Origin of the sequence: Pantoea sp. EKM21T (assembly GCF_011800405.1) — a bacterium.
Taxonomy (GTDB): domain Bacteria; phylum Pseudomonadota; class Gammaproteobacteria; order Enterobacterales; family Enterobacteriaceae; genus Pantoea; species Pantoea agglomerans.
The window spans coordinates 233,530-245,551 of record NZ_JAALFV010000004.1; the positions used below are offsets into that span (position 1 = coordinate 233,530).

Annotated in this window: 9 protein-coding genes; 6 read left to right on the forward strand and 3 right to left on the reverse strand. The window is 42.3% G+C overall.

Annotated features, from left to right (window positions below):
- Positions 1-229: 229 nt before the first annotated feature.
- Positions 230-553, reverse strand: coding sequence for a phage repressor protein (locus HFD87_RS09960; RefSeq protein WP_167423317.1), 324 nt, complete (start codon positions 551-553; stop codon positions 230-232).
- 611 nt (positions 554-1,164) lie between these two features.
- Here HFD87_RS09960 and HFD87_RS09965 point away from each other — a divergent pair.
- The 5 genes from HFD87_RS09965 (at position 1,165) to HFD87_RS09985 (ending at position 7,243) form a co-directional block, all read left to right on the forward strand.
- The gene (locus tag HFD87_RS09965) at positions 1,165-2,268 is read left to right on the forward strand and encodes an acyltransferase (protein WP_167423318.1); all 1,104 of its coding nucleotides are present in this window, start codon (positions 1,165-1,167) and stop codon (positions 2,266-2,268) included.
- 391 nt (positions 2,269-2,659) lie between these two features.
- Entirely contained in the window at positions 2,660-3,037 is a 378-nt protein-coding gene (locus tag HFD87_RS09970; RefSeq protein WP_243207472.1) for a GtrA family protein, read from the forward strand.
- Complete coding sequence (locus HFD87_RS09975; RefSeq protein WP_167423319.1) at positions 3,034-4,056, forward strand: glycosyltransferase family 2 protein; 1,023 nt, start codon at positions 3,034-3,036, stop codon at positions 4,054-4,056. The genes HFD87_RS09970 and HFD87_RS09975 overlap by 4 nt, the downstream gene beginning before the upstream one ends.
- A complete protein-coding gene (locus HFD87_RS09980; RefSeq protein ID WP_167423320.1) occupies positions 4,049-6,085 on the forward strand; it encodes a hypothetical protein in 2,037 nt (678 codons plus the stop codon). The genes HFD87_RS09975 and HFD87_RS09980 overlap by 8 nt, the downstream gene beginning before the upstream one ends.
- A 120-nt stretch (positions 6,086-6,205) precedes the next feature.
- Positions 6,206-7,243, forward strand: coding sequence for an acyltransferase (locus HFD87_RS09985; protein ID WP_167423321.1), 1,038 nt, complete (start codon positions 6,206-6,208; stop codon positions 7,241-7,243).
- A gap of 25 nt (positions 7,244-7,268) precedes the next feature.
- On the opposite strand, the gene HFD87_RS09990 is transcribed toward HFD87_RS09985, so the two are convergent.
- Positions 7,269-9,143 (reverse strand): hypothetical protein, encoded by a 1,875-nt coding sequence (locus tag HFD87_RS09990; RefSeq protein WP_167423322.1) that lies wholly within the window; start codon positions 9,141-9,143, stop codon positions 7,269-7,271.
- A gap of 56 nt (positions 9,144-9,199) precedes the next feature.
- Entirely contained in the window at positions 9,200-11,683 is a 2,484-nt protein-coding gene (locus tag HFD87_RS09995; protein ID WP_167423323.1) for a host specificity factor TipJ family phage tail protein, read from the reverse strand.
- Between the two features lie 61 nt (positions 11,684-11,744).
- Here HFD87_RS09995 and HFD87_RS23160 point away from each other — a divergent pair, with 61 nt between their 5' ends.
- On the forward strand, positions 11,745-12,008 hold the full coding sequence (locus HFD87_RS23160) for a hypothetical protein (RefSeq protein WP_167423324.1): 264 nt from the start codon (positions 11,745-11,747) through the stop codon (positions 12,006-12,008).
- The last annotated feature ends 14 nt before the right edge of the window (positions 12,009-12,022 follow it).

Sequence of the window (12,022 nt, forward strand, 5' to 3'; positions counted from 1 at the left end):
TTGATGCTGGCAACCCAATACCCTAATCCACTGCCACGCAGGCGTGCCTTGTTCAGCGGAATCAGCTCACTAAACCTGCATATTCATAATTTCACTTTGAATATTTAGCATATCAGGTTGCTGTGCGTTGAAGCGTGGTTTTACAGAGACATACCGCAAGTCACAAGCTGCCGTCATGGTGGTTTTGAGGTGATTTGCGGTATTTTTTTGTGCTACATGTGTGCTACGGCTAAATCGTCGGCCGCAACGGTTCATAGACAGACACTACCTCGGCCGTCACTTTCCCCAGCACCACAATCCCTTCCATGCCCTCTCCGTCGATCGTCTCTCCGTCCGAAGTGATAATCCCTGTTGTGAATAATTTGCCCAGTTGCGGGTACTCGCCTATCTGGAATGCGATTTTGTCGCCCGGCGCGGGCTTCAGAGATTTGTCAGCCAGCACGAACCCGTCAGGCGTCTCAATCAGGATCATGTTGTTCCGGTGAGGCATCAGCACATCGTTCAGGTCGATGCGCCGTTCTATGTAATCAGACGCTGGTGATGGAAATCCCATAGTTACCTCACGTATCCCATGTTGCGTAACGACCAGGTCTTATTCTCGCTTTCCTCTGTGACCAGTTCGAAGAAGAAGTTCTGGTACCGGCGAATCCACCGGTTGCACTCCGCCAGCGTCCATACGTGATTCACGTCGCCCAGTCGTTTCTGGAATGCCGCAGTAGTGACAATCTGCCGCCCTCTGCTGTCCTGCGTTATCGCTCCAGCGAACGCTGCGTGTATATCGCTCTCTCTCGCCATGATAAATCCTCCTCTAATAAATACTGTATGGATAAACAGTAATGTCGATCGGTTGATTTGATCAAGGCGGAGCGGTGCACAGATTTGTAAAGGGGTTGATGGTGCAGGGTTTTTAGTTGGCGCTTGCGATGGTGAGTGACTAATCTCAAATCACCCACCCCGCAGCCTGTTCAGACAGGAGCGGCTGAGTCATTGCCCGGTCGCCGGGCTTTTTTTGTGCCAGTATCTTCGCTAGATTTTCATAGTAGCGAGGTGTGACATTTATGCATCTGGTGGTATCATCTACTGATATTATGATGTAATTCTCCAACATTAAGCCGAATAATGAAGCTTTAAATATCCTTATTTTGGCAAGAGACATGTTTATTTATGGATAAAAAAAATCACGATATTGAGGTTCTAAGAACTCTTGCTATTGCATTCGTCATACTTGCTCACATTCCGGGCATTCTGGCACCAGACTCCTTTTACTTTAAAGTGATAAGTGTAAGTAAATTCGGCAGCGGTGTTGATTTGTTTTTTTGTGTTTCTGGGTTTCTTATTACAAAAGGCTTGTTGGATAAAAAATTAATTGAATTAGACTTTGACGGCTTTAAAAGTGAAGCAAGGCAATTCTACATAAAAAGAATATGGAGGCTCATGCCTGCAGCCATGTTCTGGATTATAGTTTCGATAATTCTTTCTTTTGCTCTTGAAAAATACCATGCCTTCCTTACGCCATCTGATATGCTTAAGTCAGCATTTTTCTCTATCACTCAGACTCAAAACATGTATTTCCCCATGTGTAGGCAAGAAGGTACGTGTGGGAATCTAGGCATTTACTGGAGCCTTTCATTAGAAAATCAGTTTTATCTCTTATTGCCACTAATACTCTTCTCAATGAATAACAAAAAACTGTGTTTTTTCATGCTTGGGGCTTTCCTGATTCAGTTTTTTATACCGAGGACTTTAAATAGTCAAACCCCTCTCGCGTGGCCCGTCAGAACGGATGCTATTGCGCTGGGTGTTATAATTGCAGTTTTGAACCATAAAAATATCAATTATTTTATTAGAGACTACATCTCCAGTCGAGCATGGGTTGCAGCTCTAACATTCATATCATTAACATTTTTCCTTGCATTTTTCACCAATCCGAATCCTGTAGTATTTTATCAAACCGGATTGACCGCACTGTTATCTGGAATTTTTGTACTATTGGCAAGCTTGAACGTAAATTTCTTTGCTCGTGGTGTATACATTAGGGCCATTTGCGATTATATCGGATCCCGGTCATATTCTATTTATCTTACTCACTTCATCGTGTTGGTCTTAGTGGGAAGATTTTTCTTGTATGATGTAAAGAGCACCACTTGGCTTGAGTCAGTTGCACATGTAGCTCTCTTTCTCTTTGGAAGTTTATTGCTTGCAGAGCTGAGTTATAGATTCATTGAAAACAAGTTCAGATACGGTTGGGTTTCCAACTACAAAAAATAGATGCTACTACTTCTCGCCATGATAAACCCTCCGCTGATAAATACTGCATGGATAAACAGTAATATCGTTCGGTAGTTTTGGTCAAGGTGAAACGGCTCACGGATTTGTAAAGTTGCGGTGATTTCATAATCGCGTAGCAAAGCGTTGCCCTGAAAATTACTGTATATAGACACAGCAAAGGAAGGTTACGTTTTAGCTAACGGCTATCGTTCAGTTTTTTTAGATACATGGGGCTCGTTTTATCAACATGTTCATAAGTAAAAATCTTCTATATGGTAAATCAATGTCATACGCGATTAAACAAGTCAAAAAGCTATACTTTCTAAACCAAATTTCTTGTCATATTAGCTAAGAATGGTAAAATTCATTAAATTTTCTAAAGGTTACGGGAATGTCTAGTCTTTTTTTTAGAAGCCAGATTATTAGGTACGCCATGGTTGGCTTAGCGAATACGGCCGTTACTGCAGTAATTATTTTTACGTTAATGCACTTTGATGTAGGCCTATATGCTGCAAATATATCAGGATATTTAGCTGGCATAATATTTAGTTTTTTAGCCAATTCGATTTTTACGTTTTCAACGCCGATGGCTGCTAATCGCTTTGCTAAATTTTTAATTGCGTGTTTAGCTTGTTGGGTTTTCAACTTAATAGCAATAAAGATATTTCTATCAGCATTTCCTCAAAAAGAATACGCATCTCAGTTAGTGGGGATGTTTATATATACAACCGCTGGTTTTTTAATTAATAAATTGTGGGTTATGAAATGAAATATTTCGGAGTTGAAACAACCGTAAAGGGTAGAACTGATCACAAATCGATTGAAAAATTCAAAAGACCTACGCCATCACTAACTATCATTGTACCATGCTATAATGAAGAGGAGGTTTTTGAGAGGTGCTTATTGGAGATTAATTTAATTCTGGAAAAGCTTATCGATGGAGGTTTAATTAGCAATGACAGTCATATTCTATTTATAGATGATGGAAGCAAAGATAACACATGGAAGTTGATAAGTAATTCAGCAAAGTCTTCATCTAAAGTAAGAGGCCTTAAATTATCCAGAAATAAAGGTCATCAGGTTGCACTTCTTGCTGGCCTGAATGAGTGTGAAAGTGATATAAGCATTAGCATTGACGCAGATCTTCAAGACGACACATCAGTAATTGAAACAATGGTTTTAAATTATTTAAATGGAAGTGATATAGTTTATGGCGTTAGAGATGATCGAGCTTCTGATACATTCTTTAAAAGAAAAACGGCGACACTTTTCTATGGGTTAATGAAGTGGATGGGGGTTGAACAGATCCCTCATCATGCTGATTTTAGGTTGTTAAGCAGAAGAGCTAAAAAAGCTTTAACATCATATAAGGAGCAAAGCCTATATTTGCGTGGTTTGGTTCCATTAGTTGGTTTTTCTTTTTCTGAGGTTTACTATTCACGCTCGGCAAGAGAAGCCGGCGAATCAAAATATCCTTTAAAGAAAATGCTTGGGTTAGCACTCGATGGAATTACTTCGCTAACGATTACCCCACTAAGAGTTATTACTGCTCTTGGTTTTTTAATTAGTGGCATCTCCATAATCTCAGCCATTTATGCCCTAATCCAAAAATTCAATGGTAACACAGTTGAAGGTTGGGCATCGGTCACGATAGCAATATTCTTTTTAGGCGGTGTTCAAATGCTATCTTTAGGTATAATTGGTGAATACGTAGGTAAAATATACATGGAGTCTAAAAACAGACCAAAGTATTTTGTTGACGAAAAGGTGGGTGAGAAAAATGTTTAAAAGAGGGGTTATTTTAAGCGCATGGATTTTCATCCCTATATTTATTGCTCTACAAACATTATATTTCATAAGACATGAGCAAAGTATTTACTATTGGGATTTCAATGGCTACTGGCGCTCATGGGAGAACTTTGTTGCATTGCTGGCACATAAACCAAACGATGCCTTAAATATCGTTGCGCTTTCTGTCATGAGCGATGATTACAATATTTTACCAATAGTAATCCCTGCACTCTTCAGTGACATAAATATCTCCTCTAGGCTGCTATTCATTGAATTGCTTAACTTGTTTTATCTTGTTCCAGTCATATACCTGTTTCATATTCTATGCATTAATCTCACAGAAAAAAATCGCATAGACAATTTATTATGGCATCTGACAACATTATTTATTCCATTATTTTTTGTTTCATTTTGGGCTCCATCACTAAAAGGCTACCCAGACATTTCTGGGTTAACATTTGTTTTGGCGGCTGTAATACTCTCATCAAAAGTAAACTTTTCTAGCAAAATAAGTTTAGCATTACCTGTGTTACTTGGGCTAATTCTTTGGGGGCCTTTCCTGTTCAGGAGATGGTATGCTTTTACGGTCGTTTCACTATACTTCAGCATTCCTTTATTAAATTACTATATTTTCAATGGATTAAAGTTAGAAAAAAATAAAATATTCAACTTGCTAATTAACTTTACCATTTCCGGCCTTTTTTCATGTGGGTTTGTATTGTATTTTCAGCATGAATTGTTTGAGCGAATTGTACATACAGATTATGCAAATATTTATCAGGCATACCAAGCGTCGATAGGAACATCAATAAGGACACTTGTCAATGGCACAGGTGTTTACTTACTACCTTTCTTTGCGCTAGGGTTAATCTCTGCATTTTACTGCAAAGATAAAAAAGAAAAAGGATTGATATACTTCTCTTTATTTAACTTAATCTTCAGCTTTTTCCTTTTTACCAAGACTCAAGCTCCAGGTGTTCAGCATTGCTTGCCTTTTTCTCTTTGGATTCTGATTATATGTACCCTAGGCATAAAATTTATTATGATCCAAATAAGAAACAAAAGAGGTGCATATCTATTCATCGCATTATTCTTAGGAATGCACGGATATATATTTGGAGTATCAGTAAATCATACAACTCGTTTTTATCCTGACTGGTGCAAGGAACTCCTGCCGACAAAGTCCTATCCTTTATTAGTTGATAATTATGACAACTATCTTAATTTGGTTAATGACTTGAGGAAGCTGACTGAAAATGGAAAGAAAGTTACAGTATTTGCCTCCAATAGCGTTCTCAATGATGACATGCTGAATACCATCTCAGGATTATCTTTATCGAAGAGCCTTTCTTATGCATCTCAGGTTGATTTGCGAGACGGGATGAGAATTGATTCATTAATGTCTGATTACTTCGTCGTTACCTCACCTCCGCAAATTCATTTGAAATCCTCGGGTCAACAGGTCATTACAGCTCCAATAGATCAAATACTTAATGGCAAAAGCATTGGCAATGCCATGGTAAAGCTTGAAAAAAACTATACTTTGGCCAATGGCGTGAATGCTGTTATTTATCAAAGAGTACGCCCCTATAAGCCTGAAGAAGTAGACCAATTTTTTAATTTGCTTTTCAAAAGCTATCCTCAATGGAATGGAGTTATAAATAAAGGGCTTCCTTTCACATATCTTTCAACTCAGGTTGACGCCGGAGATCAGTGGGGAAGCTATGGCATATCTTATGATGGTAAGGTAGGGGCTCACCCGGGGGAAAACACACCAACCATTTTTTCTTGGAATCTCCGCGGAGTTAACCGATTGATTATTAAGTCTGTCAATACTAGCTGTCAAAATGCTGATGGGGTTGATGTAAGTATCTCCGCGCCCGGCCATCAAACAAAAACGATTCATGTGGATAATGGTAGGTCTCATGTCTTGCAAGTTGCTGATTTCAAAGGCATCGAAAGTAAGTTGAGCGTGTCTAAACATCTTAACTCTGCGTGCGATTCGATAGAAATTTCGAGTGATTAGAAAGCATATTAGGCTTCGCTTGCCACAAGCGAGGCCTTGAATTTTATCGTAAATTTTTACCAAAGCATTATCTAAAATGCTACATTTAATTTACACATTTTAATGAGTGGTCAATCTTAAATGGATAAACGTATTGGATGGCTTGAAGTTACTAGATTCATAGCGATACTGATGGTTCTGATTATTCATAATGTTGATGAAGGTGTATATAAATCAGGTTTAGAAAATGATAATCAATGGTATGCCTCGCAATTTTTTCACTTGATTGGCAGGCTAGGTGTACCACTTTTCTTTATGATAACCGGATCATTACTAATACCCAGATTAAAAGATGTTAAGGTAATGGATTTTTATTTAAAAAGAATACCACAATTTTGCATGCTTATAATTTTTTATACGTTACTTATTAACGCCTCTCACTCCTTGATAAACAATCAACCGATCAACTTTAGTTCGACAATAAACAAGCTCTCTCATGGCGATACTGGTCCTGCATACCAACTTTGGTTTTTATATAGCATTACTGCCATGTATTTAGCTATGCCGTTTTTATCAAAAATGCTTAATGTGATGAGTGATAATGAAATCCTTATATTTATCATGTTGAGTGTCGTTTTTTTCTATTTGCCAATATCCTCTGATACGCTTTTTTCTTATAGGCTATTTTCAGCACCTTTAAATGTCGATCCTGTTAATGGTTTTATTTCTTATGTAGTAACAGGATATTTTATAAGCCATAGGATGAGTTTAAAATTCAACGCGCCACTTTTATTCCTTTCTATTATAATTATGCTCAGCTTATCTCTGTATACTCAGGGGTACCTTAAAAATTTGAACAAAATGAACGGGGATGGGATAGGATGGTATTCTTCCATATTTATTTTCGCCTGTAGCGTTCCGACATTTTGCATTCTTAATAAATATGGTGATTCAATTTTTAACTTAGCCCCTAAAACATTTACATTGTTAAGCAAAAGCAGCTTTTGTGTTTTTTTGTTGCATTTAATACCAACATGGATAATTTTACAGCATTTGGTTGACCTGAAAATTAATTTAGCTCTAGCAATTGCCATTTCAATTATAGGAAGCTACTTGTTTTGCATAGCTTTTTACCTGGCTTTTTATAAAGTCCCCGTACTCAAAAAATTAGTTTCTTAAAACCGGGGCCTTTCGGCCCCCATATTTAACCAGCGCCACCTATATAATGCGCAGCAAACTCTGTCCGCGATGCTGAGATCGTTCCGTCGCCTAAAGAAAGCGTAATCTTAATGAACAACGCATCTCCTGCCATGACGTTCACTTCGGTATTCATGCATCCGGCAACAGCTGTCGTCGTATACGGCGGGATGACCTGATAACAAACATCCTCATTAGCTACACCCGCCCTCACCCTGACCAGGGTGAGGTAAGCTGTTGCTCCTGCCGTCATGCCTGTTATGTGTATTTTCGTACTGATGCCAACCCGACCAGCAATCCGGCAGTACTTATAACCCATTGTTGCAGCATTGGTGACGTCCAGCGTTTTTTGCGGATCTCGAGTGGTGAAATTAAATCCGATGCGCCCGGCATAGTTACTGACCATGTAACTGTAAAGCGCGTTACCGGTAAGCGTTGCTTCCGAATGGCCCCAGAAAACATCGTTACGTGATGAGTATCCATTCTGGTCGTAGAGGTCAGTAATTACTATACCCTCAGGGTTACTACCGGATCTGAAGAACGCAAAGTTATTATTGTTATAGCATCCAAGAACGAAGTTTGTGCCAGGGCCATCGTTGTAAATACTCGCTTCGAAATTACCACCGACGAATTTAACGCCACGGCATCTGTCCAGGCGCACAGCTCCGACAGTGGGTGAGTCGCCATAAATACTGCAGCCACTGAAAGTCATACCAGCGGTCTGCGCCACCATATTGACGTTATATCTGGTGTTGTGGGCAATGGTCATGCCTACAACTTGTCCGTGAGTAGTATTGGTGCCGCCCTCGGGACATGTGAAACCCTCCGCATTGTCAACAAGCATTCCGCCAATAAACTGGCAGTTCCCGGCTGACGTGCGTGATGCGATCTCACAACCTGATGCTTTAAAATTAATCCAGCCAGTAAATTCGTTCATCAGATTATTGCTGTTGTTATTAGCAATATCCTCACGTCCTACATAGCAATAATAAGCCGAGCAGTTTGTCCAAGAACCTTTATTGCCCCTCGGAGCCTCCCAGGTCCCTACGGTATTCTGATAATAGGCACGGCCGGCAATGCCGGATGCAGTGACATTATCAACACGATAGTTCTGACAGCCACTTTCAAGGATGCCGATCTGCCCTTGTTCAGCAATGGCACCATTACCGATAAGAGACAGTCTTCCCTCAATATTCCAGTCATCGACGTTAACTGCATAGATCATTGCTGCCGTTTTGGAGGTGCTAGTTATGCGGCCGCCTTTGCTGATGAGTCTGGTTCCAGCAAGAATATTGATAGACCCAGAGCTGACATTATAAAAACCCTGCATCATTACAGGCTTGCCGGTAGCTATCGCAAGATTTATAGCGACCCTATCATCGTTGACGCCGTCGGAGACAGCACCAAACATCTCCGGAGTCACAAAATATAACGCGTCTGAAAGAGTCCCGGACGGATTAACTCCTATCAACTGAGAACCTGTAGCTTTTTTTAGTTCCGCCCTGAGCGATGCATCACCCACAGAGATCCACTTTCCAACGCCTATACCTCCTGAGTTCTGAGGTGTAGACCCAGCCGCTACGATCTTTGGCAAATCTCCATCCCACCGATAATATTCGCCATTACTTGTATCGCGCAGAACTTGGTTAGGTAGAGTGATAGTCGCGCCTGCCTGGAACGAATCAAGGGTAACATAGCCAAACTGAGATATAGCATATTGAGCCAGCCACCTTAGACCCTCAATCGTGTAATGCTTACTTCCGAATCGATCAATATATTGCCGCTCTAAAGAGGTCACAAACTCGTCAATTTTCGCGGAATTAAATTTCAGATCGCGAGGTGACTCACTTGGAACAGGCAGCTGAGTGGGTTGAGTGGCCATATTTTTCTCATTAAAAAAGCCAGCGCTAAGGCTGGCTTGCGGTGGATGACGGATGCTTAGGGGTAAATCAAATCGCTATATTCAGCGAGGGTTAGAGCTGTTGTCCCATCGCTATTTGGCTGCTTTTCGCTTATTACCCACTGAGTGGCATTAAGCTCTTCTGTCGTTGCGATCACATAACGCGAAGGAGATTGAACGTCATAGCCGTCAAAGATGTTCAGTGCCATCTGTGGGATAGCCGCGGTGAAACCAAAGGCTGTATCTGGGCGAGGCGATGCAGGATAGCGAGCAGACGAGTTGCCCAGGGAATCAGTAATGACCACATACATCGAGCCGGTGAAGTTGATTCGCTCGCTGGTTTCAAATGAAATCCCACTGCGCGAAATAATATAGCCAGCCTGTTGATTGGTGTCGTAGGTGTCAGGAACTTGAACCATATCGCCCACATTTACCCACTCACCGTCAGATAGCGTGGTGATCGCCATGCTCATTCTGGAATAAAGCAACCGTCGGCACTCTTTCTGGGCACGAAAATCAGCCTGAAAACCATCGCGCACATACATCATCTCCAACTTTTTAGCTTTGACTGGCTGGCCTAACTCGATCTGATTGTTACTAACCCGGTAGCGTATGTAGGCCTGCTTGTTGGTGGTTGGATTGCGGTACTGAACCTCAACGCCGTCATACCCCCCAGGAAGCGTCATGTCATAACTTAGAGAGTATCCCGCATCAACAGTATTGGACCGGTTGAAAACGGTTGCCGGCACAGCTCTTTTCGCATCAAGTGTGAAAGAAAGAACGCTGTCATCCCAGTAAACACTTACCCCAGCCGCATCACATATCGTTTCCATCCTCTGACCGAGCGACACATCCTCATCATCGAATGTGTAGTCAAAATAACCAAGCCTCTGATCTCGAGCATCAAGCTCAGCCTGAATCTGATAAAGGCCATAAATATCGATTGAACTTTCTGGCTGGCCGCCAATAACCAGCCAGTTATGCAGCGCTATATCTGCAAATTTTCTCGACGCCCTGATGGTGTAATCGACCTTCTGCGTGATCAGGTTGTAGGTGATAACGTGGCGGTTGATGAGGGCGTTATACTTCCTGTCCCGCGCGTTGGTTGCGTTCTCAGTCTGCCTGACCGTAACGCGCACGAGAGTGTCATTAGGATAGCTGACGTTATTGCGGGTATTCACGCCGTGGATGGCTTCAACCTTTAGCTTGCTGTTGTCGCCACTATTATCTGTCCGCTGGAATGTCACCGCATATCTTCCATAACCTCCAGCCGGTACCAGCTTATCTGTTCGATAAAAGGTGTCAGATGTGGATTGATGAGGTGTCGTTTGCCGGTATGAGAATCGTTGCGTGGTGCCCGGTATCTGAACGTTGTCGTCGTTCACTTTCCATATCGTGACCTGCCAGTTAGTCTCACTTTTACCGCCCAGCCCTGACTGAGTATGCAGCCAGAGCTGAGAGGACTCTACTGGTGAAAAGAAGGGGCCAATCGCCAATGCCTGATTGTCGTTCAGTATAAACTTGGTTGTATTTATCGTCGCAATTGATATGTATGAGGCGTTTGATCCCTCAATACTATCTATTACGAAGTTATAGAAATAAGTGGGTGCTATAACCGCCCCGTCAGACGTTTCAGTTGCGGAGATGAGGTTGCCAGATAATGTAAAATCCTGGGTTACACTTCCGCTAGCCGTGGGATATGTGGCGTTAACTACAAATGAAACAGCGTGAGGCAAGGTTAAACCCATGAAGTAGTCAAAGCTCGATTGCTTGACGATTTTCATTAGTATCTGTCCGCCGGAGTAGCTTCCGCTTATCACAGTGCTGGCAGTGGCGCTCTCAATTGGGAAATCCTCTGACTCGTTCTTGCCGGGAACCTCCTGCCCGTCAACGTCATCGAACTGATAGCCTTCATTTATCGTGCCGATCACATCACCTGGGTTATATACATTAAACGATGCCCCCGCCATAGAGCCTAGGTTGCTTTCTGAATATCTTACCGAGCTGACGGTGTATCTTCCAATACCAAAGTTCATGAACTCGGTGAGGTATTTGAGGTTGCCTGAATACTCGAACAGAGACTCCTGAATCAGGTCAGGGAAAGCCCTAATCAGACCGTAATTGTCAGGCTTTGCCTCACCATTACGAGCGAGGTTAGACTGACCCTTAAGGCTGTTATTCGATGAAGTTTTGCTTTGCCCGATATTGCCTGTTCCGGGCTGCTTAATGAGCCCACTCATGATTTTCTGAGTAAACTTGATCGGGTTGAAGTGCTCGAGCGGATTAAGGAGGGTTTTAGCAAGATCGCCTGATTTTGGCTGATCGAAGATGATAACCCGGTCTTTTTCTTGCAGGCTGAACCCCATATCATCATCGTCCCGCAGTTCCTGACCGTTAACGCTGATGCGTAGTTCGTTATGAAGATTCTGGCCTGCAAGCCACTCATTGAACGGCACACCCGCAGGGGCTTTAACTCTCTCTTTTGGCAGCCCCGGAACACGCTGAATCTGGACAATTGGCATACTGATAGAACTCCACGCGCGTGAATAGTTTTTGTATTGTTCGGATGCTGTCTGAGCGCACATGCCCACTCTCTCCGCGACTGTGGAAAGCCCGGCCATCAAGAGTAAGCCCGACGTGAACAGGCTGGCTGCCGTACCAGGCAATAAAGATCCCGCTGTCGCTGAAGATATCCGTTTGCCGCCAGTAAACTACTTCTCCCGTAAAGCACGTCAGGAAGTCAGCGCCGGATTCGTAGTCAGGCTTATGATGAATCTCTACGCCCATTACATGGCGGTAATAGAGAACTACCAGCGCCCAGCAATCCATAGCATCAAAGGTGCATGACCTGTCTCGCCATG

Coding starts and splice junctions, on each gene's coding strand:
- HFD87_RS09965 (WP_167423318.1), top strand. CDS start 1,165: ATGGATAAAAAAAATCACGATATTGAGGTTCTAAGAACTCTTGCTATT.
- HFD87_RS09990 (WP_167423322.1), bottom strand. CDS start 9,143: ATGGCCACTCAACCCACTCAGCTGCCTGTTCCAAGTGAGTCACCTCGC.
- HFD87_RS09960 (WP_167423317.1), bottom strand. CDS start 553: ATGGGATTTCCATCACCAGCGTCTGATTACATAGAACGGCGCATCGAC.
- HFD87_RS09980 (WP_167423320.1), top strand. CDS start 4,049: ATGTTTAAAAGAGGGGTTATTTTAAGCGCATGGATTTTCATCCCTATA.
- HFD87_RS09970 (WP_243207472.1), top strand. CDS start 2,660: ATGTCTAGTCTTTTTTTTAGAAGCCAGATTATTAGGTACGCCATGGTT.
- HFD87_RS09995 (WP_167423323.1), bottom strand. CDS start 11,683: ATGCCAATTGTCCAGATTCAGCGTGTTCCGGGGCTGCCAAAAGAGAGA.
- HFD87_RS09985 (WP_167423321.1), top strand. CDS start 6,206: ATGGATAAACGTATTGGATGGCTTGAAGTTACTAGATTCATAGCGATA.
- HFD87_RS23160 (WP_167423324.1), top strand. CDS start 11,745: ATGCCCACTCTCTCCGCGACTGTGGAAAGCCCGGCCATCAAGAGTAAG.
- HFD87_RS09975 (WP_167423319.1), top strand. CDS start 3,034: ATGAAATATTTCGGAGTTGAAACAACCGTAAAGGGTAGAACTGATCAC.